Here is a 24,511-nt window from a genome sequence, read left to right as displayed (position 1 = left end):
ATTTTTCAATTCTCCCAAAAATCATTTCATTTGTATCAGTAATTCATATAAATGATACCACAATGAAACTGAGAATTTTTCTGATAATACTTCTGTTATTAGTAATTGGAATAGCCTATTATCTTACAGCAGGATATTATTCAAAAGGTGAGCGGGCAGGTACTATTTCGAAAATCAGTGAAAGGGGTTACATATTTAAAACATTTGAAGGCGTGTTGAATGAAGGGGGGTATTCTGGAGAAACGGGTTCACTTACACCTCGCTATTGGGATTTTTCATGCAAGCTAGACTCTGTTACTCCTAAACTGCAAAAAGCCTTGAAGACCGGAGAACGCATTACATTAAAATTTCAGGAAAAGTTTTTCCAGTTCCCCTGGAATGGCGATACAAAGTATTTCATTACCGATGTTGAGTTTCTGGCAGAACCTCAGGTACCTACCAACCTGCCGATTCCGCACCCGCAGCAAAAAGTAGTACCTCCGGCAGATTCAGCCAAATCTGATGCAACGCTATAACAATATTTAAAAAAGAAATCCGTCAGGTGACACCTGCCGGATTTCTTTTTTATTATCCTTTCAAAGCATTACTTCTGAATCGTAATCAAATCACACAATATTCTCTCTGACTCCGTCAAGATCAGGTCTTTGTCTTTAGCGTCTTTTTCTCCTACACTTAATTTGTTTACGGCATTTCTATGTTTTTCGCTTTCGTCTCTTTCAGCTTTACGTCTGGCTTCGTTCAACGAAACTACGGTTACGTCTTTGGTCTTGCGGTATTCAGCCAGATCCTCAACCAGTTGTTTCATGGCAGGTTCAGAGCCCAGGCGTTGTGTATATTTCTCCTGAATCTTTTCAATCAACTTGTCTGAAATAACGTTCGTTTTCTCATAGGTTGATGTATTAATCTGGTCAAACGGCAACGCAGTCGGTTGAGAGCTCTCTCCCATTTCTTCAGGATCAAACGGGGTTGGCAAATTAATATCTGCTGAAACACCTTTGCGTTGTGTACTGTTACCGGTAATACGATAGAATTTTTCTGTGGTCAATTTCAACTGACCGTATTTTTCTTTCTGGTCGAAACCTACATTGGCAGAAGCCTTTTTATCAGTTGAAGCAGTACGCGGCGACAACAAAAACTGATCTAAATCAACCAATTGCTGCACAGTACCCTTACCAAATGATTTTTCGCCTACTATCAATCCTCTCTTATAATCCTGTATTGCTCCTGCAAAGATTTCTGAAGCCGAAGCACTGAAACGGTTTTGTAATATAACCAGCGGACCATTGTATACCAGTTCAGGATCTGTATCACTTTCAACATCCACGGCTCCGTTGTTATCGCGGCGCTGTACTACAGGGCCTTTGGTTATAAACAGGCCTGTCAGGTTTATGGCTTCTGTCAGCGAGCCGCCGCCGTTATTTCTTAAATCAATTACTACCCCTTCAACTCCCTTAGCCTTAAACTGGCTCAGAAATCTTTTTACATCTTTGGTTGTACTCTGAAAATCTCCGCCTTTACGGGCATCTTCAAAGTCGCGGTAAAACATCGGGATATCAATCACACCCAGTTTATATTCTTTGCCATTATGTTTATAAGGTACTATTTCTCCTTTGGCAACGGCTTCTTCCAGTTTTACTTTTTCGCGTACCAATCTCAATTCTTTGGTAGCCGAACCTGCCGGTGCATCGCCCGGTAGCAATCGAATACGCACAACTGTTCCTTTCGTTCCTCTTATCAGCTTTACGGCATCATCCGTCAGCCAGCCTACAATATCCTGCCATTGGCCGTTATCGCCTTGTGCCACCGCCAGAATACGGTCGTTTTTCACAGCTTTGCCGTCTTTAAACAATGGACCACCCGGAATCACCTCAGCAATAGCAACGTAATCGCCTTCATTTTTTAAAGATGCGCCTATTCCTTCTACCGACTGGCTCATTTCAATGTTAAATTGTGCAGCCGTGCTCGGTATCATATAATTGGTATGCGGATCTATGGTCTCCGAGAATGAATTCATGAAGGTCTGGAAAACATCTTCTGATCTCCACTTGGCAATTCTAGATTCCCAACGGTTATAGCGATCTTTTAAAGTGGCTACAATAGCGCTGTCTTTACTGCCGCTCAGCTTCAGATCCAGTACCTGGCTTTTCACAATCTTACGCCATACCTCATCCAGTTCACCTTCTGACTTTGCCCATGCCGCTTTTTCTCTGTCAGTATCGAATGTTTCATCGCTGGTAAAGTCGAAAGGTTTATCAAGCAATTTTATTATTTTTTCATGTCTTTGTTTGTATTTCGCTCTGAAAAGGTTGAATACATCAAAGGCCGCAGTCAAATCACCTTCCAGCAAATCTTCGTCGACTCCATGACGGTATTTTTCGAAAGACTCAACATCAGCCAGTGTAAAATAAGCATGGCTGCCATCCACATCTTTGAGGAAATTATCCCACACTTTCGACGAAAAATTATCGTCCAGTTTAAATTTCTGATAATGATGATAGCTGAGAAACTGAGTTGCAAATTGCTCCACCTGTTCTTGCGTGCGTGTAGGAACCAATTCTTTGTAACCGTAAGTTGGTACGGTAGAAGTTGGCGCGGAAGACACTTTATTCTGAGCCTTGTTCTCAAAGCATCCGAACAGCCCTGTCAGGGTGAATAGAATCAGTATTTTTTTCATAATTTCTAACATAACAACCCCGCTCCAAAAGGAGAGTTTAATTTACTAATATACCAACTTAATACGTTACTCTGCAAAAGCTAATTGTAAGTATTTGGTAAAATGCAAACAATTATCAGAAAGATATGGTTGCACATTTAAGAAACCTTAACTATATCAGCTGCTTATTTATCATTTTATGATATCGAGCAATTCCACTTCAAAAACCAGTACCTGATTAGGGCCTATGCTTGGTGGGCCTTGCGGACCATAAGCCAGTTCTGAAGGTATAAACAATTTCCACTTTGAACCAACAGACATTAACTGTAAAGCCTCTACCCAACCCGGAATCACCTGACCTACGCCAAACTCGGCCGGTTCACCTCTGTCTATAGAACTATCAAAAGTTGTTCCATCAGTAAGCATGCCTTTATAGTGTACTCTTACTTTATCGCTCGAAGCAGGTTTTGCACCCGCACCTTCTTTTACTATCTGATACTGCAAGCCGCTTGGAAGCTCAATTACACCCGTTCTTGTTTTATTGGCCGCCAGAAATGCTTCACCTGCTTTCAGATTAACACTTGCCAGCTTCATAGCTTCATTCTGGAAGTATCCCTGAATGTATGCATTGGCAGAACTGGGTTCCAGCGCGGTAGTGCTGGCACTTAATACATCGTCAATAGCTCTGGCTAATAATGCCGTATTGGCTTTTATTTTTTGTTGTTTCAGATTAGCCGCTATGTTCATTCCAATGGCATAACTGAGAGAATCTAATGTATTTTTCATCACTACTCCCTCAGCAGGCGCCGGCGCTACCGGAGTTGCAGCCGCAGGTCTTGCGGTTGGAGTAGCCGGCTTTTTAACTGGAGTTTTTGGAGTTTGAGCAACAGACAATTGTGTGGCAAAAGTACTGACTAAAAGAGCAACTATGATTTTCTTCATTTTAAAAACACTGTTTTTGAAAAAATTATTAAGGAACAACAAATAAACGTACTTTTACTCTAAAAATTAGTTATCCCCAAAAAAAACTCTGAAAAATATTAATTTCAAAGAGTTTTTAAGACTTTTTAACATGTCATTAACACCAGAAGAAATCAGGCGCTATGACCGGCAGATAATATTGCCCGAAATCGGGCGGGCAGGTCAGGAAAAACTGAAACAGGCCAGAGTATTGGTAATTGGTTGCGGTGGTCTTGGCAGCCCTGTGCTTCTATATCTGGCAGCAGCAGGAATCGGTACTATTGGTATGGTAGAAAATGACACCGTTGCGGTCAGCAATCTGCAAAGACAAATTCTGTATTCTTCAAATACTGTAGGAGCATCAAAACTTCAGGAGGCCGAAAAAAGGATAAAGGCGCTTAATCCATACGTAGTTCTAAACACTTATGAGACCCTCCTTTCAACAGATAATGCTTTGGATATCATCAAAGACTATGATATAGTAGTGGATGGCACTGACAATTTCCCGACGCGCTATCTGGTAAATGATGCTTGTGTATTGCTGGATAAACCTTTTGTTTACGGTGCCATTCACCGGTTTGAAGGCCAGGTTGCTTTATTTAATTACAAAGGATCTGCTACTTATCGTGACTTGTTCCCTACGCCTCCCCCACCCGAGCAGGCGCCCAATTGTGCAGAGGCCGGAGTATTGGGAGTATTGCCGGGTATAGTAGGTTCGATGCAGGCGTTAGAAACAATAAAAGCCATTACCGGTATAGGAGAACCACTGGCAGGAAAACTGCTCATGATTGATACCCTGAGCATGCAAAGCAGAATGCTGAAGATACCGAAGATGCCTGATACACCGCAGATTGACCGGTTAATTGATTACGAGGCTTTTTGTGGAGTAAAAAACGAAATTCCGGAACATGTCAGTGAAATAAGCTGGGAAGAATACCAGCATATGCTAGCCGAAACAAACGCTGATGAGGAATCAATGTTTCAGTTAATAGATGTGCGTGAAAAACATGAATTTGATGCTTTTCATGTGAATGGAGAATTGATGCCTCTGTCGGAATTAGAAAGGCATATTGCAGACATACGGCGTGATAAAACCGTAGTGATCCATTGCCAGAGCGGGGTTAGAAGTAAAAAAGCAATTACCTTGCTTAAAGAGAAATATGGGTTTACAAATTTATTAAACCTAACAGGAGGCATTAATGCCATCATAAATCATACTTAGTCAATTTTCATGAAAGAAGCGATATTAGAGAAAGTAAAAGAGCTGGTTGAGAAAAGAATGAATACTTCATGGGAAGCTATGGAAGCAGCCAAAAATTCAGCTAATGAAGAGAGCAAGAGTTCGGCCGGAGATAAATATGAAACCGCACGTGCGATGGGCCAGCTTGACAGAGAAATGAACGGACGGATGTATGAACAGGCACGTCAGGAAAGGCAGGTATTAGAGAAAATTAATCCCAACACCTCTCATTCGATGGTTACTTCAGGAGCAATGGTAGAAACCTCAATGGGTATTTTCTTTATAGCAGTCGGTACAGGTACCATTACACTGAATGGTAAGAATATAATGGCAATCTCGCCACAATCGCCTATAGGGCAGGTACTAATGAAAAAAAACGCAGGTGATACTTTTGAATTCCGAGATAAAACTCACCGGATATTAAGTATTGAGTGATTGCGTGAGTTAGTGATTGAGTGAATAAGGTCAGTTAATTACTCTGCATGATAAAAAAGTCATCACAATTGTTGTTCAAAAATAATCGTCCAATCACTAACTTATTTAACTATCCATTGCAATATTTTCGACAACGGTTTGGCATATAGCGTATACCACCGGGGAGCAAGTCCGTTCATTTCCCAGGCGCGACGGTCTTCTTTGTTAGCTCTGATCCGGTTCTTTAATGAAGCATTACTGGTTCCGCCGGTACGCATTTTCATTAAAACAGCCGGAACGTAATAAGATGATACATTGTACTTATACAACATGCGGAGCATCAGTTCATAGTCTCCGGCACTTCTGAATGAGGTGTCATATAAACCATAAGCATCATAAGCTGATTTTTTCAGGTAGAAAGCCGTATGAGGGGGCATCCAACCTGACAGGAATCTTTCTTTTTTGTAATTCCCCGATATCCAGTTTCTTACTATTCTGCTGGTATCCTCACTATCTACATAATATAAATCTCCGTAAACCGAGTCGGCCTTTGACTCTTCAAATGCTTTCGCCACTTTAGAAAGCACCTGGCTATCAGGATAGAAATCATCCGAACCCATTATACCCACTACATCGCCAGTAGCCATGGCAACGCCTTTACTCATGGCTTCATAAATACCACCGTCTTTTTCAGACACCCATTTAATTCTGTCGCCATACGATTTCAGAATATCTACGGTACCATCTTTTGAGGCGCCATCGGCAACTATGTATTCAACATTCGGGTAATCTTGCGAAAGCACACTTTCAATAGTATCGCGGATAGTAGCTGCAGAATTATAAGCGGCGGTAACGATGGAAATTTTCATTCAGAAATATCAGACTTTTATATAATATATGCAGGATTCTTAAAAACAAGCCCAAAAATACTAAAGACCCGGGTAGAAAACCCAAATCCAGACTTTTTTTTCATTACAAGCTATAGAAATGGGCGGCATTTTCTCCAAAAAGTTTATTTTTTTCGGTCAATGTCAGTTTATCAAAGTAAGATTGTACAATAGATAATTGCTCTTCATAGGCACCGGCAACCAAACAGACAGGCCAGTCGGAGCCATACATGATTCTATCGATACCAAAAAACTCAAGCACGGTGTCCAGATAAATATAAAAATCTTCTTTTTTCCAAGTATGCCAGTCGGCCTCGGTTACCATACCTGATATTTTACAAAAGACATGCTCATGTCTGGCAATCTCTTTTATGTAATTTGACCACTTACTTACTTCTTTATTTTTGATATCAGGCTTGGCAATATGATCAATTACGAATCTGTTGTCCGGACATTCACGCACCAGGTGCAGCGCATCTTTCAGCTGCTTAGGGTAGATTAATATATCATAGGTATAATCAAAGCCTGCTAATTTTCTGATTCCCTTGATGAAACTCTCCTGTTGCATAAAACCTACCGGTTCCCCCTGCACAATATGACGGAAACCCTTCAGTTTAGGAAACTGCTTAAAATAGCTGAGCCGCTCATCCAGATTTTCAGATCGTAAGTCAATCCAACCTACTACCCCCTTTATAAATTCATAGAGATCGGCAAATTTTAGAAAATCATGATTTTCCTGTTCGGTCTGGTTTACCTGAACCAGTATACAGCCATCAAAGCCATTTTTTTGCAGTATCGGTTCTAAGTCAGCGGGCAGAAAATCCCGCTGAATGGCTTTCATGGAATCGTCAATCCAGGCGTAGTCTTCAGCATTATAATACCAAAAATGTTGATGTGCGTCTATAGTCATAGGGTCAGGGTATTAAATAATAAAGCTTTGTATGCCAAAAAAGCAAATCTGCAAGATCAGCAGCCAAAGGGCAATCGGGTTATCCTTTCTGAATTTTAAACTGAAAAACAAAGTTAACAAAACAGCAGATACTATAAACCAGGCTATAAAATTCTGCACCGGAGGATGTGCCGTTTTCCACGACCACATATTCATCTGAACTGCTACAGGTTCAATCAGGAAATCAAGCATGGTCAGCGACAAAGCACCATAAACAACTTTAATGTATATCGGTTGATTAGTACGGCAAAATGAACTACCCACGCAATAGACTAGCAAGAGCCAGTTAGCCCCGATCACAGGTGGTACATCAAGTATCTTAAAACCAAGAGTAGTTTCGTATTGATACGTTCCGAATATAGCGCCGGTCTTCACCCCTGCTACTTCAATAAAAAAGCCGGTCAGAAAAGTAATGATGCAGAAAACGACAAAGTGGGGGTTCCATTGTTTGTGAAAAATCAATAGAATTACCAGTGACGCCAATAAATGAAAGGGAGTAAGCAATTGAAACAGAGAGGCTGTTTGCGGTAGATTTAACCCTATTAAACCTGCTATATACATAGCGGTTAGCAACAACAGATATGGCTTTGGGTTAGTCATTAATCTTAATGGCTTCGGGTATGGTATTGCACTAATCCGTCTACAGGTGCTGCCAGTATTCTGTTTATGTTAAGTTTTTTGTTTTCTGCCACTTTTCTCAGAATATCATCAAAATAAAGGGCAATTGACCCCACAAAGTTGAGCCCGACCTCACGACACATCGGATATTTTAATACATACTTTTCAAAAAAGAGACTGAATGATTCGCTCACCAGATTCTGACAAAATTCCTGCCCGATGTTATCATGCAGGAATCTGGCAAAAGAAGCAAAATAACGGTTAGGGAAAGACTGATGGTAGGCGTTGTCCAACACCTGCAGCCGATCCATTGCACCATATTTCTCTTCAAATAATTGTCTGATTTCCAATGGCATTTCTTTATGCAGATAAGCTAATATCAATAGTTTGCCCAAATGCCCGCCACTTCCTTCATCGCCTAACCAGAAACCTAGCGGCGGTATCTGAAAATCTATTTTATTTCCATCATAATAACAGGAATTTGAGCCTGTGCCTAAAATACAAGCAATGCCACTTTCATACCCACACACTGCTCTGGCAGCACCCAGCACATCACTCTGTGCTTCAATATGCTGCACATCGGTAAAAACCTGTTGAATGGCCTGCCGTAAAACATCTGCTTTCTCTTCATTGACTATGCCTGTGCCATAATAGAATACTCCTGTGATGGTACCCCCGCAATGAGGCAGCAGATTGGTTTCCAATTCGGCAGCGATAGAACCCGCATTCTGATAGTAAGGATTAAACCCGATAGTACGCACCTCACCAACCACTTGGGCTTTGTCTAAAACTCGCCAGTCTGTTTTGGTTGAACCGCTATCTGCAATGAGTATCATTTTACAAGCTGTTATACTGTTTAAAATCCACCCATACCGTAGGTCTGACGACGACGACTCACCTTCAGCTCCTGTAACAGCGAGCTTCTTACACGTAAATCGAATGAATAGTTGCTTGAACGGATGTTGTTTCCGGCGATGGGTGTCCAGTTAAAACTCAGATCCCAGCAGTGTAACTCCCGGTGAAGACTAATATTGGTTAGCGTTGCTGCTTTGAACTGAAAATCCCAGCCTGTGTTAAATCCTATTTTCCATTTTGGTGTCAGGCTCATGTCTCCCTGCACTGTAATCGCCTGGGTTACCTGTGCATTTGCCAGACCCTGCTTGATATAATTGAGGTTATAACTCAGGTTCAGTGTCCAGGGAATCGAGAAGTCAACATACAGTTCAGGATTGGTAGCTACAAATTTTTTCATGGCTTCCATTGCGGGGTCTGTCGATTTTATCTCTCTTGGCTTTTCTTTTGTTTTATCAAAAGTAGCAGGTGATAACCGCGTAGCAATAGCCACATTAGCCGAACGCAAAGTAGCCAGATCACCCAGGCTGAATTTGTCTGCTTTGGATATTTTATAAAATCTTGTGATACGACCAGCCGGATTCAAGGCTCTCAGTTCGCTCGTGGCTTCCTGCTTGTAGTAATAGGGGTCAAGGCTGCCGGATACATTTATGTTTATCAGATTTTTGAACAGATTGGTATTAGCCGAGATGCTGATGTTTGATAGATTCATCGAATCTCCTAAAGCCAGTAAGTTATAACTTCCGCCTATACCCAGGTTATCCAGTAGCGAAACCTTTTCAAAGGCTTTAGCAGCGGTATCCGACTTAGACCTGATTTTCGCCTCCAGTTGATTGGTCAGGTTAAATCCGATACTACCGGATGCCCCGGCCGATGCCCCCAAAGTAGGGTATCTCGGTAAAAGTTTGTTTAAATTAGTACGGGTAATTACTCCGTTAATGGTATCTACATCGATGCGCACTACTTTGTAATCAAAAAGATTCTTGGTGAAGTCAGGTGAGTAGCTCACGCTGATTGATGGAGCCAGAGTATGTCTGATGGCTTGCAGGCGGCCTTTACCTTTAAACTGATAGGTACCATATACACGGGTATTCATGCTGCCGGAAACTGAAGTCTGATACGTAGGAAAGAATCCTTTCACCGTATCAATTCTAACGGCATTCTCAGACTCAATGTACTCATAATTAAGTGCCTGTGTAAAGATATCACCTCTTAAAGACACACTCGGTGTGAAATTGATATAACGGGCAATCTTGAAGTTCGGCAATGAGATGGGTATCGAATACGTAGTACGAAACTGTCCGTCGGCCAATATATCATTCAATGCACTTAAGCTGTTGATTTTCCTTACGTTATTCAATCGCTCCTGAATAGCTTTCTGTTGTTCTCTTTCGATAGGCGTCAATGTCAATGGGTTTGCATCTCTCAGCCTTATTTCTTCGTTTGTCAGAGGTTTTGTTTCAATCGACTCATAACTGCCATCTCCTAACTGGCGAACGATTTTGTATTCAGAGTAACTGGTGATACTGTTAACCTTTGAGTTGGTAGCCTGATAACCTCCGTTTACGTTAAGCCCTACCCTGAACGATTCAAACCAGCGGCCTATCATTTTCTTTTCGGGCACAAACGGGTTAAACTGATTTAAACCCAAACTGTAATTCAGTGACGCATCAACCTGACCGGTAGTAAAGTTCTGCGAGATATTGAGACCCGTGTTTGTTACAAATTTCTGTGCAAAAGTACGACTGAACTGAACCGATGAATTGGAACTGCTGCTCAGATAATTGCTTACATCAGCCGTGTTGACGTTGTTTCTGTTGAAGCCGTTGCTTCGCAGGTTTACTGATGACGAGAAACTTCTGTCCGGGCGCTTGTTAGCCGGTGAATGCGACCAGTTTAAGCTAAAGTCCCTGGCACTGCTCTGTGCACTTTTAGGGTCGACAACCTCTGCTACAGGCTTATTATAGTTGTATTGAAAACTGAGGTTACCGGCATACTTGTACCGTTTAGAATAACTTGACTGTATACCTACTCCGAAACTTCCTTTTGAATAAATCTGCGCAAGTACTTTAGCACCTATGTTTTCATTGACAGCAAAGTAATAGCCGAAGTCTTTAAAATAAAAACCACGGTTGCGCGGTTCTTCGCCATAAGAGCCCATGATGATTCCGGAAGTACCTATTTCTTTTTTCTTAGGTACCGGAAAAAACCCAAAAGGCAAGCCGATAGGCAACGGAACACCGCTCAACACAAAATTAAACGGCCCTGAAATAACCTGTTTCTTGTTAACCAGCTTGATTTTGCGGGCAGCAATATGAAAATGGGGTTCTTTCAGGTTACAGGTAGTATACTTGGCATGAATCAGATACAGGTTGTCATCAGGGTCTTTTTTTACTCTTTCTCCCTGCACAAACCCCTCACCCTGCTTGGTTACAATATTTTTGATAATCGCCTTACGCGACTTAAAATTATACCGGATTGTATCAGTATTATAGGTATCTCCTGCCTGTGTAAAAATAGGTTTCCCCTTTACTTTTTCACCCAGTTTGGTTGTATCAGGCGAACCGTGTGCAAAAATCTCGTTCTTCCCCCAATCCAGCCTGATGTAGTCTGCCTCCAATGCGATATCTCCATAGGTTACTTGGGCCTGTCCGTATAAATGCACGGTTCGCCCGTCTACCTCCATTACTGTCGAATCCTGAGCGGTATATTTTACAATAGACTGCAGACTGTTATCTTTACTTTTTAATGAATCGGGGATAAGTACCTTAACGGTATCCTGTTTTTCGGCAAACAGTTTATTTCCTACAGTACGGGCTTTTTTGGAGGTCTCAGGAAGCGGCTGCCCAAAACCACCATTGTTTCCAGTTGCACCGGCACGTCTGAGCGGATCTAAAGACGGGAATTGTGCAAAGGCTGAAACACTGAAGAAAAAGCAACAGAGTATAAGAGTAAACTTCAAGAGATTATATTTCATTTAAATATGATACCGAAAAACTACCAATCTTAATGGTCAACTTAAATGTTTTCACAAAAGTTTATATTTAAAGTCGCCTCAAAAATAGTACTTTTGTAATCATTTTCGTTCTATTAATGCTATAACGGTGTATCGTGGCACAAAATTAGCTTATTAAAACTATAGACAGAACGTTTGCCCGTAAAATCATGTTAAAATTTCTTAAAGCTCTATTTATTGCGGCAATTGCCCTCAGTTCTGCTGTTGCGCAAAAAAATAAAATTAAAACAATTGTAATAGATGCCGGGCACGGGGGGAAAGACCCCGGCACCAGCCACGGGAAATTAAGAGAAAAGGATATTGCCCTCAGCATCACACTTAAAACGGGCAAATTGATTGAAGAAGAATTGGGAATAAAAGTGGTATATACCCGTAAAAAGGACGTGTTTATTCCTCTGCATGAACGAGGGTCAATCGCTAACCGCCATAAAGCTGACTTATTTATATGCATCCACGTGAATGCCAATCCGTATTCATCGAGCATATACGGGTCAGAGACCTATACTATGGGGCTGCATAAAACCGAAGAGAATCTGGAACTGGCCAAACGTGAAAACGGGGTAATTGTGCTGGAGGAAAACTATGAGAAAAACTATGATTTCAACCCCAATTCGCCATTGGCGCATATCAAGATGGCCAACTATCAGAATGCGTTCATGAAACAGAGTTTAGATTTGGCATCGAAAGTTGAGAAACAGTTTCAGAAAACCGGGCGAAAAAGCAGGGGCGTGAAGCAGGCAGGGTTTCAGGTTTTATGGGAAACCACCATGCCGGGCATTTATATTGAGACCGGATATCTGACTAATTCAACCGACAGGAAAATACTGGAAAGTGAAGAAGGACACGACAAAATAGCCGAGGCCATAGTAAAGGCACTGAAAGCCTACAAGGAAGAAGTAGAAAAATAAATATCAACTATTAAGCGTTGAATCACGAATGTAGCAATGTATTTTTGTAAAAATAGTCATCAACGTTTACATTCGGTTCTTAAATTCACCATATCACGCGTTATTTATGAAAAAGGAAATAAAAGTAGGTCTGCTGGGTATTGTCACTTTTGCGATTTTCTATCTGGGTTTCAATTTTTTAAAAGGTCTTGATGTTTTCAGTACAGAAAATGAATATTATGCGTACTACTCAAACGTAGAAGGTTTGCAGACCTCAAATCCTGTGATGTATAATGGTGTAACAATAGGCAGAGTAGTAAAAGTAACTCCGGAACAGGACCGTAACAGAGTAAAGGTTTTGCTGGCTATTAAAAGAGATATTGTTCTGAACGACAATTCGGTGGCAATATTGTCAGACAATGGGCTGCTTGGGGGCAAAATGATAAAGATGTTGATTCAGTCGGGTAGTCCCTTAAAAGATGAAGCCGTATTGAAAAGTGAAATTGAAGGTGGTCTGATGAGCGGATTAAGCGAGAGAGCCTCTCCTATTCTTAAAAATGCTGACTCACTGCTAATTACGTTGACTACCGTTGTTAAGCAATTTGACCAGACAGGCGTGGTTCTGAAGGCACTCATAAGCAATGCCGATGCCACTACTACAGGAGTAAATGCCATAGTAGCAGCTAATTCTAAAAATCTGTCGGAAGTTACCGCCAATGCAGCTATTCTTACCGCCAACCTGAATGCACTCACCACCAGTCTGGATGCACAGATTAAGCCGATTTTGCAAAAGACCAGTACTTTTGCAGATTCACTCAATGCTGTTCGTTTAGGAGAAACCATGGCACAGCTTAATCGCTCAGTTGCCAGTATGCAGCATATTCTGAACGAAATCAATCATGGTAAAGGTACTATAGGAAAATTAGCTACAGATGATTCGCTATATGTAAATCTCGACCGGACTGCCGCTAACCTTGCTGTTCTTCTGAAAGATCTGAAAGCCAATCCGAAACGCTATGTGCACTTTTCGTTGTTCGGCAAAAAAGATAAAGAAACAAAGAAGTAAATATCTTTGTAAAATCGCTGATGCACCGTGGTTTTACCGGCCTTATTTACCTAAAACAAAAGCCATAGCTCATGCTTCGCAGGCCACTTAATATATTAATCATTTTCATCGTTGCTTTTGTTTCCATATTTCTATGGGAAAAACTCAAAAGCTTTAATCCTTTCGGGTCAGAAGAGGCAACAACTACGCATAACATCGTTTTGAAAGAGATGTCGGTTCTGGGTAAAATAGAACTGGCGAATTTCACTTTTCGTGATGTGGTTGAGCAGGAAATAAAACGAAGTTATTTACCCAATCCGAAAGCAATATTGATTGTGCAGGGTAATGCCGTAGGGTGTATCGATCTGACAAAGGTAAAAACCGACGACGTAGCCACGAAGAATGATACCCTGATTGTGCGTTTGCCTGACCCTGAACTTTGCCACTACAGCATAGATCATGCGAATTCGAAAATTTATGATACGCAATATGCTTTTATGAACGAGCAGGCCTTGCTGAACGAAGCATACAAAAGCGCTGAAAGCAAAATCAGGCAATCTGCTATTGATATGGGTATACTGGAGCAAACAAGGAAAAATGCAGATCTGGTATTAAAACCGATTCTTGAAAATATTTCGGGCAAGAAAGTGGTGCTTCTCTTTAAACTGAATGCTACGCTCAGTTCACCCAAATAATTGTTTATACTTTCCCGCCATATGCCAGATCTCCGGCATCACCCAAACCGGGTACAATGTATGATTTACTATTCATGTCTTCGTCTATATCGCCGATCCATAAACGGCACTGAGGCAGGCGGGCATTAATGAAACGCACTCCTCTGCGGCTGGCAATGGCTGATACAATATGCGTACGCGCCGGAATACCGTAACGAAGCATGGCATGATAGGCTTTTTCGATAGATTTACCCGTGGCAAGCATGGGGTCACTGATAATAAGCACTTTATCCTGAATATCCGGACTCGTAATATAGTCCATCTCTATTTCAAAAGATTCTTTTTCATCGTGCTTACCTCTATAGGCACCTATGAAGGCGTTCTCGGCTTTATCGAAGAAATTGAGCAGACCCTGATGAAGCGGTAAACCTGCCCGGAGAATTGTAACCAGAACCACCTGCTGCGAAACCTGCTGTGTTATTTTGGCGCCTAATTGAGTGGTAACATCACAATTCTGATAAGTGAGTGTTTTGGAGATTTCATAAGCAAAAACCTCTCCTAAACGCTCCATATTTTTACGGAACCGCAGGGCATCTTTTTGAGTTTCCTGATTTCGGAGTTCTGCCAGAAAATGGTTGGCAATAGAATAGTTCTCGGTCAGTACAAACATGCTTTTCAGTTTGAACGATTATAAACTTAAGATATGTACCATTCTCAGCAAATCATCGTGGATCGGCTTAGGTTTTTTAATAGTATCAATAAATGGCGTATAGACCATCTCATTGTTAATAATACCGGCCATTACATTTTTATTACCTTTAATCAGTCCCTCTACGGCTCCCAGTCCCAGGCGGCTGGCCAGAATACGGTCATACGCGGTTGGAGTACCTCCTCTTTGAATGTGCCCCAATGTAGTAACCCGGATATCCAGCTTATCTGCAACCTGTGATTTTATTTTTTCTGCAATATCTGTCGCGTGGCCTTCTTCGTCACCTTCAGCCACTACTACAATCGATGAAGATTTCGAACGCGTCCATCCGTCTTTCAAGGTACTAACCACCTTTTTAAGCGGTGTATGTGTTTCAGGAACCATTACGATTTCAGCGCCTCCGCCAATACCTGACTGAATGGCAATATAGCCCGAATCACGACCCATTACTTCAATAAAGAAAACGCGGTCGTGCGAATCGGCTGTATCACGTATTTTGTCGATGGCCTCCAGCGCTGTATTTACTGCGGTGTCAAATCCTATGGTATAATCAGTGCCGTAAAGGTCATTATCAATTGTACCCGGACAACCCACGGTAGGTATTTCATACTCATTATAAAAAACTTCAGCCCCTGTAAATGTTCCGTTTCCTCCGATCGCGACAAGCCCTTCTATACCTGCATTCATCAAATTTTCATAGGCTTTTTTTCTACCTTCAGGAGTCATGAATTCTTTACTGCGTGCCGATTTCAGAATGGTTCCGCCTCTCTGCACAATATTACTTACCGATTGTGAGGTCATCGGAAATATATCTCCTGCCATCATCCCGCTATATCCTCTTCTGATACCATATACCTCTAATCCATGATAGATAGCCCCACGTACCACCGCTCTAATACAAGCATTCATGCCCGGAGCATCTCCACCAGAGGTAAAAACTGCAATTCGTTTCATCTTAAAATAGGTACTTTATTTTAGCTTAGAATTAAAATAACTAATAGTTTAATAGGGTTGTATTGTTACAGCGCAAAAGTAATCAGTTTTATTTATTTCTCCCAAATTTTAATTGTTATTAGTATTTAATGAATATTCTGTCAAATGTAATTTTATCAGAACATTATTCTAACTTATAAATATTTTTAGAAACTTTTGAATAATATCAGCTTCAAAATCACAATAAGGTCTTTGAAAAAGCAATTTTACTTAATAATTAAATTTACAGATACCTCCTGCTGTGTTCCTTTCATCAGGTTTATGATTGCATAAAGCTAAAATCCTTATATTTACGGCTCTATCAGCTTAACACATGAACGCCAAACCCAAACCGGTTTCTTATTCCCGTACCACCATTACCGAACTCATGATTCCGTCATATGCTAATTTCGGTGGCAAAATCCACGGGGGTATTCTGTTGTCTCTTATGGACAAAGTGGCCTATGCATGTGCTTCTAAACATGCCGGTGCTTATGTGGTGACCGTATCTGTAGACGGAGTCAATTTTCTGCAACCTATTGAAGTGGGTGAACTTCTGTCTTTACATGCATCGGTTAATTATGTGGGGCGCAGCTCAATGGTAGTGGGTATAAGGGTGGTGTCTGAAAACGTAAAAACCGGCGAACAGAAACATACCAACACCTCTTATTTTACAATGGTTGCCAAAGACGATGCCGGTAAACCGACACCGGTGCCGGAACTCATCATTGAAAGCAAGGAAGACCTGAGACGCTGCCTGGAAGCGATTAAACGCAAACAATTAAAAGAAGTGTATACCGACGAATTTGATAATAAAATATCAGCGCTTCACCTGGACGACAACTTACATTTATTAAATGAAGAACGAATAATTGTCAACTTATAAACTCATTTACATGCGATTATCACTCAGCTTGCTTTTCACGGTTCTGTTTTTTTTTAATCTCTCTGCACAGAATATTGACATCAATATTCTGAAAGGTATTCAATCGACCAGAAATGAAAGACTGGATGCAGCTTTTGAGAATTTCAGTAAGTCAACCTACCCTATCAGCGCAGCAATCCCAATTGGTATTTTTGGCGTAGGGCTTATAACTAAAGACAAAAACCTGCAAAGACAGGGCATTGCTTCAGGAGCAGCATTAGCCGTATCGATGGGTACAACGTTTGTATTAAAAAAAGTAATTGACAGGCCACGCCCCTCAGAGAAATATCCTTTCATTCACCCTTATGTTATTGAAACCGACCCGTCTTTCCCATCAGGGCATACAACCGCAGCTTTTGCGGCAGCTACTTCATTAAGTCTTACCGCCCCTAAATGGTATGTAATTGTACCAGCCTATGCATGGGCAGGAACAGTAGCTTATTCCCGCTTACATCTGGGCGTTCATTATCCGAGCGATGTACTGGCAGGGGCGATAATCGGAGCTGGTTCTGCCTGGGCAACGCACCGTATTAACCGATGGCTACAAAAGAAAAGATAGTTTTATAGAATAAAACTCTATTAGAAAAATTTGCGTTTCCTTTACCATATAAGTTCCTCAAAAATCCCTTTTACCCATCTAAAGTTAAGCCATTGAAACGATAAGCCGTATGAAAGCAATTGTATTGAAAGAATTTGGTAGTGTAGAGAACTTTTCGTCAGAAGAACTTCCGCTACCTGTCATTAATCCGTATGAGGTTCTGGTTGAAATAAAAGCCATAAGCATCAACCCGGTAGACGCCAAGACACGTTCCGGCAAAGCCATGGCAGGCAGGCTAAAAACAGAGAATCCGGTTATTCTTGGCTGGGATATTTCTGGAGTAATAATAAAAACAGGAGATGAAGTAAAAGCATTTAAAGAAGGCGACGAGGTGTTCGGAATGGTTAATTTCCCCGGGCATGGTAAAGCCTATGCGCAATATGTGGCGGCTCCTGAAGCGCATCTGGCACTTAAACCTGCCAATGTTACACACGAAACCGCAGCCGCTGCTTCTCTGGCAGCTCTGACCGCCTGGCAGGCGTTGTATAATCACGTCAGAGTTAAACCCAATGACAGGGTATTGATACATGCCGCTGCGGGTGGTGTGGGACATTTTGCCGTTCAGATAGCCAAGCATCTGGGTGCGTATGTAATCGGCACAGCCTCTGCGGTTAATAAAGACTTTGTATTGAAATTAGGGGCGGATGAACATTATGATTATAAAGCCCGACCCTTTGAAGAAGTAGTTGATAATATTGATATAGTGCTTGATACCGTTGGAGGTGATAACATTGAGCGGTCTTTTAAAGTTGTAAAAAAAGGAGGAACCGTGATTACGCTCCCATCAAATACATCGGAAGGGATAGTGGAAAAAGCCAAAGCACTGGGCATTACCGGGTTCTTCTTTCTGGTTCAGTCAAATGGTGACGACATGAACCAAATAGCCGGACTTCTTGAAAAAGGGATTCTGAAAGCGCATGTTTCGTCTATCTATCCGCTTAACCAAATCGGCAAAGCCCATCAACAAATAGAAAGTGGTTCAACACGCGGCAAAATAGTTGTTAAACCTTAAGATTTGTGATTCAATTACTGATTCAAAAACATTAATACCCCGATCTTTTGTTATGATAACCCAGTCATCTACCTTTCTTTTACTTCGCCTCGCAGTAGGCATGAGTATGTTTGGCCACGGCTTTGTGCGTGTTTTTAAGCTTCCTAAATTCAGTGAATGGATGGTGGGCAAGTTTGAAAACTCCATGATGCCCGTGTCATTGGTGATACCCTTCAGTTATGCCTTGCCTATAGTTGAGTTGGTGATTGGCGTGCTTATTCTGATAGGCTTATTTACCAGACAGGCTTTACTGGTGGGAGGTATTACCATGGTAATGCTAATTTTTGGCTCAAGCATGGTAGAAGATTGGGGTGCTATACCTTCTCAGTTAATACACACTTTCTTTTTTGCAGTTCTTTTATCGTTCATGAATTACAACAGCTATGCAGTTGATAATTTATTGAAGAAATAATCGGACAAACTTTGCTGCCGTCGGTCTGACATTCTATTAGGAGAAATATCGGGTCTGTTCACAAGATTTCTTCAGAATTTCAGAAAATTCTTACAATCCACTGACATAGGGTTGTCAGTGTGCCGCATTTACTTTGTAGCATCAACCATCTTAACCATGCTACAGGAAGCAACTATTCTCACCAATAAAAACAGGCATATATCACTACGGGAATATGCTATTTCTAATCTTCAAGCCAACAAGAAGATACTCGGTTGGATAAAAACCGCATATGCAGACAGTTCCGCCTTCAAAGAAATGCTTTTGCATATCTGGCAGGCTGAGTCAGCATGGTTGGCTTGTTTGCAGGGCACTACTGATATTTTTACCGGCACAACTGATGCAAAGCAAATAGCGGATGGATGCCTTGAAATATCAGGAAAACTCTCTGATTACGTTTTGTCGCTTGATGAAACCCAAATCAGAGAAGCTATTCGCGTGTATATTCCAGGTGTTATAGATTGTGACATACCCAGATATGAACTCATACAGATATGTTTTGACCATAGCAAATATCACCTCGACCAGATTAAAAAGATGGCGTTACTCACACACAAATCAGATTTGAATTGAATCCTGCGTAATACTGCTTGCATGTTCGGGAAACAATACTTGTATTTTGCTTCAATTTATTATAGTATTGAGCAAAGATTTCTATTCGATGATTAAACCATCCCTGACATGTCTTTCCAAGCATATATAGACAACATTCATAAGAAAACCGGTAAAACACCGGAGGATTTCAAACACCTGGCTGAAGCAAAAGGCTTATTGAGACCTGATGTGAAAGCGGGTGAAATAGTAGCCTGGCTCAAAGAAGATTTTGACCTGGGGCACGGGCATGCCATGGCTATTTATGCTACACTCAGCCCCAAACATGCCGATAAACTAAAAGACAAAAAGTAAAACTGCGGATAGCTTACAAAATACTCAACCTATACTCTCATGATGTACATTAAACGTGTATCTACACTCCTGTTTGTGCTTTTAGCCTTTTTTACGCACGCAGAAGCCCAAACTAAAAAACCAAAATTTAAAGTGATTGCTTTTTATACTGCTAAAAACGACCGGGCGCACATCAGCTACGTGGGTGAAGCGAACAAATGGTTTCCGAAAATGGCAAAAGAAAACAATTTCATATACGATTCTACCAGTAACTGGAATAACCTGAATACTGAATTCTTAAAGCAGTATCAGGTAGTGCTTTTTCTGGATACACGGCCGGAAGACCCAGCACAAAGAGAGGCGTTCAGGCAATACATGGAAAATGGCGGTGGCTGGATGGGCTTTCATTTTTCGGCCTTCGCGCTAAACAAATCGGCTTTCAATCAGGATTGGGACTGGTATCACAACGAATTTTTGGGCTCCGGCGAATATAAAAGCAATACATGGAGACCTACGTCAGCAGTTTTAAGAGTAGAAGCAAAGAAGCATCCGGCACTGAAAAACCTGCCCGAAACATTCAAATCATCACCCAACGAATGGTATCGCTGGAAAAATGATCTGACAACCAACCCGAACATCGAAATTCTGCTGTCTATTGATTCTACCAGTTTCCCTTTAGGAACAGGCCCAAAACCACATGAAATATGGCATAGCGGGTATTATCCGGTTGTGTGGACGAACAAGAACTACAAAATGATTTATGCCAACATGGGCCACAACGATATTGATTATGAGGGCAAAACCAACAAGGAACTATCGTTTACGTTTAATAATCCTACACAGAATCAATTTCTGCTCAATGCCCTGCTTTGGCTGGGCAATGGCAAGAAAGTGAAACGGGCGAAAAAATAAACATCAATCATCAGCCCACCATGAATCACAGAAGAGCGATTTCCTAGTGGCTTAGTATAAGATTGGATGGCGCGTAACCGAATTGCTTTTTAAAAGCAAAAGAAAAATGCGACAGGTTTTCGAACCCTACTTCATAGCAAACATCAATTGGCTTTTTGTTTTTTTCAGTCAATTGGTAATGTGCCAGATCCAGGCGTTTCTGTGTGAGCCATTTCTGAGGTGTTGTGTTATAGGTTCTTTTAAAATCGCGTTTAAAAGTTGTAAGGCTGCGGCCTGTCAGATACCCGAATCTTTCCATGGTCATGTTGAACATATAATTTTTTTCCATGAACGATATCAAATCTACTTTGTAGGGATCATCAAAATTGGCCAGAATACTGTCTATGTCCGGATCAATTGCCCGAAGGACGCTGATGGCTTCAGTAATTTTCAGTTTTGCCAGATTCTCCGGAAATGGTTCCTTCATTTCAAAATAGGGTATCAGCGATGCCAAACAGCTTTCAAGCAACGGATGATTGCTGAAACTGCGGATTTTGGGCACAGGTGTAATTCTGGCCTTCACTACAATATTGGCATAGAAATCCCTGAGTGTTTCTTTCGACAGATGCATCACCACCGTTTTATGAGGAAGCCCGTCTTTCGGGTAATTGATGATAGTTGCAGGCTGGTTTCTGGGAATCAAAAAGATGTCACCCGTTTTAAAATGATGTGTCGCCTCTGCCTGTACAATCTTTGTTTCTCCTGAAATAAACCAGATGAGCATGTGATTATCAAATACGATATCTGATTTGAAAAGTTTATCTTCATAACAAGACAACTTAATGTCGTCTGTCAGGTATTTTGATGTATGTTCCATATCTATAGACGCTTCAAGTTCAAAATTTACTAAATAGTTTTAAATACACCTCTTTTAACCACGTACCAATTCAAAAATAGTAATCTCAGGAGGCATTCCTACCCTACCCGGGTAACCCAGATAACCAAATCCACGATTCACATACAATTGTTGTTCACCACTTTCATACAATCCGGCCCATTGCTTATACTGCCACTGTGCCGGCGAATACGTTTTGTCACCTATGTTTATCCCGAACTGGAGGCCGTGTGTATGTCCACTGAACATCACATCAATATTTTTGTATCGGCTGTTAACTTCCATGTCCCAGTGAGTGGGGTCATGGCTAAGCAGCAGTTTTACAGGTGCTTCTTCGGTTCCCTTTATCGCTTTAGATAAGTTACCATAGTTTTGATACCTCGATACCTGCCCTGAAATATTTTCTACACCAATAATAGCTATTTTCTCTCCATTCAGCTCTATCATCCTGTTATCATCAAGCAGTAAATCATATCCCATTACTTGATGGGCCTGTTTCAAATCATTCATGTTTCGTATTCTTGCCTGCTGGTCAGGGAACTTCAGATAATCTCCGTAATCATGATTACCCAACGTACTGAATACACCCAGCGGTGCCTTTATCTGATCGAAAATATGAATATAATCCCTTACTTCATTGGCGCGGTCGTTCACCAGATCACCGGTGAAGAACACCATTTCTGGTTTTTCTTTCAGAAGCATTTCTACTCCGCCTTTCACGGCTGTTTTATTGAAAAATGAGCCGGAATGTATGTCAGAAATTTGTGCGATGGTTATTCCTTCAAATGCCCGCGGCAGATTCTTTAACTTTAACCTGACCCTGCGAAGCCGGTAGTCATGTGCTCCTGATACAATACCCCAGGTTAAAGCCACAGCCGGAATGGTTGCTGCAACTAAAGCTGTTTTCATTAAAAAATCTGACCGGGTGATGGGTGTGCTGACTATTCCGGTATCAGTTTCGGCAGTGCCTGTTATTTTTTCTGCAGACCATTGAAACAATCTTGAAATATCGTCTATCAGAATAAAGAAAACCGAAAACAGCTTGGCTGTATATCCTGCAAATAAACTATAGAGAATAAATGTCCTGATCCTGACACCCAGAAAATCGGGGCTAAGAAAATTGTAGGCCCATAACCCACTCAGCGTAATAAGGGTAATACCCCAGAAAACCCATTTTACACCTGTTTGTATCAGCACGCTGCTATGGCTGAACACCACTTTTACTGCCTGCCACACGTACCAGTCAATCAGTAGAAATATACAGGTGAGTATAGGTATAACGATGAATTTGCTTGCTGTCATTGTTAAAGTCTTTATTTGTGAAATTTGAATCTGAGCATTGGCAAGGAGAGTAGCTCCCTGTCAATGCTTATCAAAGTACTGAAACTTGTTCCTCTAATCAGGCGTAAATGTACCTGTCTACGTAGTCGCTGTAGGCATCCAGTAAAAATGCCCAGGCATCTTTGCTGATTTCCAAATCGGGAGCCATGATATCAAATGCATGATAACACCCCTCATAGAGTTTGAATGCAACCGGTATGTCCTCCTGCTTCAGATTTTCAACGTACTGAATCGTTTCATCTCTGAAAGGCTCCAGGTCACCTACGAACGTAATGGTTGGGGGCAGTGCGGCATAATTCTGAGCCCGGGCTGCAGCGGCATAGGCCGGAATCTCGGCGCCTGCTTTCAGCAGGTTAGCTAAATAGGCTGTCCATCCCATCTTACTCGATCGGGCATTCCAGCCGGCCGAGTTATTATCTCTGGCTGATTCCGTATCCTGACGGTCGTCCAGCATAGGATAGATTGGCATCTGAAAAGCAATTTTTACTTCTTTTGTATCTCTCGCTTTCAAAGTAACCGCTGCGGCAAGGCCACCGCCTGCGCTATGGCCTGCCACTATTAATTTGTCCGGATATACATTAAGATCTGCCGTGTTTTCATTCATCCACAACAAAGTATCGTAGCAATCATTGAAGGCAGCCGGGAAAGGCGCATCAAATGCCTTGCTGTAATCAGGCGCTACTATTATACATGGTTTGGTATCAATAAATCGTTTAATGACCATCAGATAATCTTCGGGGGTTCCTAATACCATCCCTCCGCCATGTATATAGAGCATACCCGGTAGAGTGCCTGTATAATGCTGCGGTTTAAATATCCTTATTCTGATGCTGCTTCCGGAGGTTTTACCTGTGATGTACCTTTCTTCGCAATCCAACCCCTCGATATTTTTGCCTTTACTGCGGGCGCTGTTATAATTCAATAATCTTACGCCTGTTTTATTCATGAGTAATCTTGATGATACTTTCATGATTGAATAAGCCGGTTGAAGCTCTTTATGGTGCATTTCTTTAGTGACTCTCATGGCTGTATTATTTAGAAGTGATTAAATCTTTTAAACCATTCGGGAAGAAAGCTTCTACAAACGGAATGGTATTCAGGTATTCTGTGTGGCTGGTTATCTTACCGTCTGCTGCCGTTACAACTCCTAAGTATAATTGTTTGTAGGCTCTGCCATTGATAAGCGAGGCTTCACTTTCATATTCAGCCACTACAGTCGTAGGCGTTTCCAAAACAACTTTCATACTGGTAAAGTGAAAATCCGGAGCGTTTTGAAATAGATTCTCCATAGTAGCCTGAATAGCTCCCGGACCTTCTATTTTAGATGGCATCCCCAACGCCACCACATAAGGCGCATCAATAAAACCGTCTGCTGCAAAGAATGAGGCAGTTTTGTGAGAATCGCCTTCCCCCACGCTTGTCAGATACTCTTTTAATAAAGTAGATGCTGACTTTAATTCATTATGGCTGCTGCCATTTAATGCACCAACTATTGATGCTTTTGCGCCTTCCGGCATCTGGATGTTTTCTTGCGTTTTCATTTGTTCTTTTTTTTATGATTAATTTGATGGAACAAAATTAGCGGGTATCTGAAGGAG

At 41.5% G+C, this 24,511-nt stretch carries 26 protein-coding genes; 13 read left to right on the top strand and 13 right to left on the bottom strand.

What is annotated here, in order from left to right; all coding sequences use genetic code 11:
• Nucleotides 1–62 precede the first annotated feature (62 nt).
• A complete protein-coding gene (locus AC1RRY_RS04640) occupies nt 63–515 on the top strand; it encodes a hypothetical protein (protein WP_492817782.1) in 453 nt (150 codons plus the stop codon).
• Nucleotides 516–583: 68 nt separating this feature from the next.
• Here the strand turns inward: AC1RRY_RS04640 and AC1RRY_RS04635 are convergent, their stop codons facing one another.
• Together AC1RRY_RS04635 and bamJ are read right to left on the bottom strand one after the other, a co-directional pair.
• Entirely contained in the window at nt 584–2,674 is a 2,091-nt protein-coding gene (locus AC1RRY_RS04635) for a carboxy terminal-processing peptidase (protein WP_492817783.1), read from the bottom strand.
• Between the two features lie 171 nt (nt 2,675–2,845).
• On the bottom strand, nt 2,846–3,595 hold the full coding sequence (gene bamJ / locus AC1RRY_RS04630) for a BamJ family beta-barrel-assembly machinery protein (protein ID WP_492817784.1): 750 nt from the start codon (nt 3,593–3,595) through the stop codon (nt 2,846–2,848).
• 130 nt (nt 3,596–3,725) lie between these two features.
• Here bamJ and moeB point away from each other — a divergent pair, with 130 nt between their 5' ends.
• A complete protein-coding gene (gene moeB, locus AC1RRY_RS04625; protein WP_492817785.1) occupies nt 3,726–4,835 on the top strand; it encodes a molybdopterin-synthase adenylyltransferase MoeB in 1,110 nt (369 codons plus the stop codon).
• 9 nt (nt 4,836–4,844) lie between these two features.
• The gene (locus AC1RRY_RS04620; protein ID WP_492817786.1) at nt 4,845–5,288 is read left to right on the top strand and encodes a transcription elongation factor; all 444 of its coding nucleotides are present in this window, start codon (nt 4,845–4,847) and stop codon (nt 5,286–5,288) included.
• 101 nt (nt 5,289–5,389) lie between these two features.
• On the opposite strand, the gene AC1RRY_RS04615 is transcribed toward AC1RRY_RS04620, so the two are convergent.
• The 5 genes from AC1RRY_RS04615 to AC1RRY_RS04595 all read right to left on the bottom strand — a co-directional run bounded on the left by AC1RRY_RS04615 (nt 5,390) and on the right by AC1RRY_RS04595 (nt 11,550).
• On the bottom strand, nt 5,390–6,136 hold the full coding sequence (locus AC1RRY_RS04615) for a glycosyltransferase family 2 protein (protein WP_492817787.1): 747 nt from the start codon (nt 6,134–6,136) through the stop codon (nt 5,390–5,392).
• A 103-nt stretch (nt 6,137–6,239) separates the two neighbouring features.
• On the bottom strand, nt 6,240–7,064 hold the full coding sequence (locus AC1RRY_RS04610) for an amidohydrolase family protein (RefSeq protein WP_492817788.1): 825 nt from the start codon (nt 7,062–7,064) through the stop codon (nt 6,240–6,242).
• Between the two features lie 12 nt (nt 7,065–7,076).
• Nucleotides 7,077–7,703: a carotenoid biosynthesis protein gene (locus tag AC1RRY_RS04605; RefSeq protein WP_492817789.1), complete on the bottom strand. Its 627-nt coding sequence runs from the start codon at nt 7,701–7,703 to the stop codon at nt 7,077–7,079.
• 5 nt (nt 7,704–7,708) lie between these two features.
• On the bottom strand, nt 7,709–8,557 hold the full coding sequence (locus AC1RRY_RS04600; RefSeq protein WP_492817790.1) for an N-acetylglucosamine kinase: 849 nt from the start codon (nt 8,555–8,557) through the stop codon (nt 7,709–7,711).
• Nucleotides 8,558–8,577: 20 nt separating this feature from the next.
• A complete protein-coding gene (locus tag AC1RRY_RS04595; protein ID WP_492817791.1) occupies nt 8,578–11,550 on the bottom strand; it encodes a putative LPS assembly protein LptD in 2,973 nt (990 codons plus the stop codon).
• Between the two features lie 188 nt (nt 11,551–11,738).
• Here AC1RRY_RS04595 and AC1RRY_RS04590 point away from each other — a divergent pair, with 188 nt between their 5' ends.
• The 3 genes from AC1RRY_RS04590 (at nt 11,739) to AC1RRY_RS04580 (ending at nt 14,216) form a co-directional block, all read left to right on the top strand.
• The gene (locus AC1RRY_RS04590) at nt 11,739–12,497 is read left to right on the top strand and encodes an N-acetylmuramoyl-L-alanine amidase family protein (RefSeq protein ID WP_492817792.1); all 759 of its coding nucleotides are present in this window, start codon (nt 11,739–11,741) and stop codon (nt 12,495–12,497) included.
• Nucleotides 12,498–12,603: 106 nt separating this feature from the next.
• A complete protein-coding gene (locus AC1RRY_RS04585) occupies nt 12,604–13,542 on the top strand; it encodes an MlaD family protein (RefSeq protein ID WP_492817793.1) in 939 nt (312 codons plus the stop codon).
• Nucleotides 13,543–13,613: 71 nt separating this feature from the next.
• A complete protein-coding gene (locus tag AC1RRY_RS04580) occupies nt 13,614–14,216 on the top strand; it encodes a DUF4230 domain-containing protein (protein ID WP_492817794.1) in 603 nt (200 codons plus the stop codon).
• A gap of 4 nt (nt 14,217–14,220) precedes the next feature.
• Here AC1RRY_RS04580 and upp read toward each other — a convergent pair whose 3' ends face one another.
• Both upp and pfkA read right to left on the bottom strand, forming a co-directional pair.
• Entirely contained in the window at nt 14,221–14,865 is a 645-nt protein-coding gene (gene upp, locus AC1RRY_RS04575; protein WP_492817795.1) for a uracil phosphoribosyltransferase, read from the bottom strand.
• 18 nt (nt 14,866–14,883) lie between these two features.
• Nucleotides 14,884–15,858: a 6-phosphofructokinase gene (gene pfkA, locus AC1RRY_RS04570; protein ID WP_492817796.1), complete on the bottom strand. Its 975-nt coding sequence runs from the start codon at nt 15,856–15,858 to the stop codon at nt 14,884–14,886.
• A gap of 352 nt (nt 15,859–16,210) precedes the next feature.
• On the opposite strand from pfkA, the gene AC1RRY_RS04565 reads away from it, so the two are divergent.
• From AC1RRY_RS04565 to AC1RRY_RS04535, 7 genes are all read left to right on the top strand, one after another.
• Nucleotides 16,211–16,762, top strand: a complete 552-nt coding sequence (locus tag AC1RRY_RS04565) for an acyl-CoA thioesterase (RefSeq protein WP_492817797.1) — start codon at nt 16,211–16,213, stop codon at nt 16,760–16,762.
• 10 nt (nt 16,763–16,772) lie between these two features.
• Nucleotides 16,773–17,360: a phosphatase PAP2 family protein gene (locus AC1RRY_RS04560; protein ID WP_492817798.1), complete on the top strand. Its 588-nt coding sequence runs from the start codon at nt 16,773–16,775 to the stop codon at nt 17,358–17,360.
• A 109-nt stretch (nt 17,361–17,469) separates the two neighbouring features.
• A complete protein-coding gene (locus AC1RRY_RS04555) occupies nt 17,470–18,411 on the top strand; it encodes an NADP-dependent oxidoreductase (protein ID WP_492817799.1) in 942 nt (313 codons plus the stop codon).
• Nucleotides 18,412–18,463: 52 nt separating this feature from the next.
• Nucleotides 18,464–18,862, top strand: a complete 399-nt coding sequence (locus AC1RRY_RS04550; protein ID WP_492817800.1) for a DoxX family protein — start codon at nt 18,464–18,466, stop codon at nt 18,860–18,862.
• Nucleotides 18,863–19,018: 156 nt separating this feature from the next.
• Nucleotides 19,019–19,474, top strand: a complete 456-nt coding sequence (locus tag AC1RRY_RS04545; protein WP_492817801.1) for a DinB family protein — start codon at nt 19,019–19,021, stop codon at nt 19,472–19,474.
• Nucleotides 19,475–19,582: 108 nt separating this feature from the next.
• Nucleotides 19,583–19,807 (top strand): DUF4287 domain-containing protein, encoded by a 225-nt coding sequence (locus AC1RRY_RS04540; protein WP_492817802.1) that lies wholly within the window; start codon nt 19,583–19,585, stop codon nt 19,805–19,807.
• A 39-nt stretch (nt 19,808–19,846) separates the two neighbouring features.
• Nucleotides 19,847–20,698: a ThuA domain-containing protein gene (locus AC1RRY_RS04535; RefSeq protein ID WP_492817803.1), complete on the top strand. Its 852-nt coding sequence runs from the start codon at nt 19,847–19,849 to the stop codon at nt 20,696–20,698.
• Between the two features lie 43 nt (nt 20,699–20,741).
• On the opposite strand, the gene AC1RRY_RS04530 is transcribed toward AC1RRY_RS04535, so the two are convergent.
• The 4 genes from AC1RRY_RS04530 to AC1RRY_RS04515 form a co-directional block, all read right to left on the bottom strand.
• Nucleotides 20,742–21,554 (bottom strand): AraC family transcriptional regulator, encoded by an 813-nt coding sequence (locus tag AC1RRY_RS04530; RefSeq protein ID WP_492817804.1) that lies wholly within the window; start codon nt 21,552–21,554, stop codon nt 20,742–20,744.
• Between the two features lie 54 nt (nt 21,555–21,608).
• On the bottom strand, nt 21,609–22,874 hold the full coding sequence (locus AC1RRY_RS04525) for a metallophosphoesterase (protein WP_492817805.1): 1,266 nt from the start codon (nt 22,872–22,874) through the stop codon (nt 21,609–21,611).
• 97 nt (nt 22,875–22,971) lie between these two features.
• Complete coding sequence (locus tag AC1RRY_RS04520) at nt 22,972–23,937, bottom strand: alpha/beta hydrolase (protein ID WP_492817806.1); 966 nt, start codon at nt 23,935–23,937, stop codon at nt 22,972–22,974.
• Nucleotides 23,938–23,944: 7 nt separating this feature from the next.
• The gene (locus AC1RRY_RS04515) at nt 23,945–24,454 is read right to left on the bottom strand and encodes a nuclear transport factor 2 family protein (protein ID WP_492817807.1); all 510 of its coding nucleotides are present in this window, start codon (nt 24,452–24,454) and stop codon (nt 23,945–23,947) included.
• Between the last annotated feature and the right edge of the window lie 57 nt (nt 24,455–24,511).

The organism is Emticicia sp. GW821-FHT11C11 (genome assembly GCF_058808615.1).
Note: the sequence above shows the minus strand (reverse complement) of the source record. Positions and strands in the feature narration are given on the sequence as shown.

Coding starts and splice junctions, on each gene's coding strand:
- AC1RRY_RS04595 (WP_492817791.1), bottom strand. CDS start 11,550: ATGAAATATAATCTCTTGAAGTTTACTCTTATACTCTGTTGCTTTTTC.
- AC1RRY_RS04520 (WP_492817806.1), bottom strand. CDS start 23,937: ATGAGAGTCACTAAAGAAATGCACCATAAAGAGCTTCAACCGGCTTAT.
- AC1RRY_RS04515 (WP_492817807.1), bottom strand. CDS start 24,454: ATGAAAACGCAAGAAAACATCCAGATGCCGGAAGGCGCAAAAGCATCA.
- AC1RRY_RS04580 (WP_492817794.1), top strand. CDS start 13,614: ATGCTTCGCAGGCCACTTAATATATTAATCATTTTCATCGTTGCTTTT.
- AC1RRY_RS04535 (WP_492817803.1), top strand. CDS start 19,847: ATGATGTACATTAAACGTGTATCTACACTCCTGTTTGTGCTTTTAGCC.
- AC1RRY_RS04550 (WP_492817800.1), top strand. CDS start 18,464: ATGATAACCCAGTCATCTACCTTTCTTTTACTTCGCCTCGCAGTAGGC.
- AC1RRY_RS04615 (WP_492817787.1), bottom strand. CDS start 6,136: ATGAAAATTTCCATCGTTACCGCCGCTTATAATTCTGCAGCTACTATC.
- AC1RRY_RS04530 (WP_492817804.1), bottom strand. CDS start 21,554: ATGGAACATACATCAAAATACCTGACAGACGACATTAAGTTGTCTTGT.
- AC1RRY_RS04555 (WP_492817799.1), top strand. CDS start 17,470: ATGAAAGCAATTGTATTGAAAGAATTTGGTAGTGTAGAGAACTTTTCG.
- AC1RRY_RS04525 (WP_492817805.1), bottom strand. CDS start 22,874: ATGACAGCAAGCAAATTCATCGTTATACCTATACTCACCTGTATATTT.
- pfkA (WP_492817796.1), bottom strand. CDS start 15,858: ATGAAACGAATTGCAGTTTTTACCTCTGGTGGAGATGCTCCGGGCATG.
- AC1RRY_RS04560 (WP_492817798.1), top strand. CDS start 16,773: ATGCGATTATCACTCAGCTTGCTTTTCACGGTTCTGTTTTTTTTTAAT.
- AC1RRY_RS04620 (WP_492817786.1), top strand. CDS start 4,845: ATGAAAGAAGCGATATTAGAGAAAGTAAAAGAGCTGGTTGAGAAAAGA.
- AC1RRY_RS04590 (WP_492817792.1), top strand. CDS start 11,739: ATGTTAAAATTTCTTAAAGCTCTATTTATTGCGGCAATTGCCCTCAGT.
- AC1RRY_RS04605 (WP_492817789.1), bottom strand. CDS start 7,703: ATGACTAACCCAAAGCCATATCTGTTGTTGCTAACCGCTATGTATATA.
- AC1RRY_RS04635 (WP_492817783.1), bottom strand. CDS start 2,674: ATGAAAAAAATACTGATTCTATTCACCCTGACAGGGCTGTTCGGATGC.
- bamJ (WP_492817784.1), bottom strand. CDS start 3,595: ATGAAGAAAATCATAGTTGCTCTTTTAGTCAGTACTTTTGCCACACAA.
- AC1RRY_RS04600 (WP_492817790.1), bottom strand. CDS start 8,557: ATGATACTCATTGCAGATAGCGGTTCAACCAAAACAGACTGGCGAGTT.
- AC1RRY_RS04545 (WP_492817801.1), top strand. CDS start 19,019: ATGCTACAGGAAGCAACTATTCTCACCAATAAAAACAGGCATATATCA.
- moeB (WP_492817785.1), top strand. CDS start 3,726: ATGTCATTAACACCAGAAGAAATCAGGCGCTATGACCGGCAGATAATA.
- upp (WP_492817795.1), bottom strand. CDS start 14,865: ATGTTTGTACTGACCGAGAACTATTCTATTGCCAACCATTTTCTGGCA.
- AC1RRY_RS04540 (WP_492817802.1), top strand. CDS start 19,583: ATGTCTTTCCAAGCATATATAGACAACATTCATAAGAAAACCGGTAAA.
- AC1RRY_RS04610 (WP_492817788.1), bottom strand. CDS start 7,064: ATGACTATAGACGCACATCAACATTTTTGGTATTATAATGCTGAAGAC.
- AC1RRY_RS04565 (WP_492817797.1), top strand. CDS start 16,211: ATGAACGCCAAACCCAAACCGGTTTCTTATTCCCGTACCACCATTACC.
- AC1RRY_RS04640 (WP_492817782.1), top strand. CDS start 63: ATGAAACTGAGAATTTTTCTGATAATACTTCTGTTATTAGTAATTGGA.
- AC1RRY_RS04585 (WP_492817793.1), top strand. CDS start 12,604: ATGAAAAAGGAAATAAAAGTAGGTCTGCTGGGTATTGTCACTTTTGCG.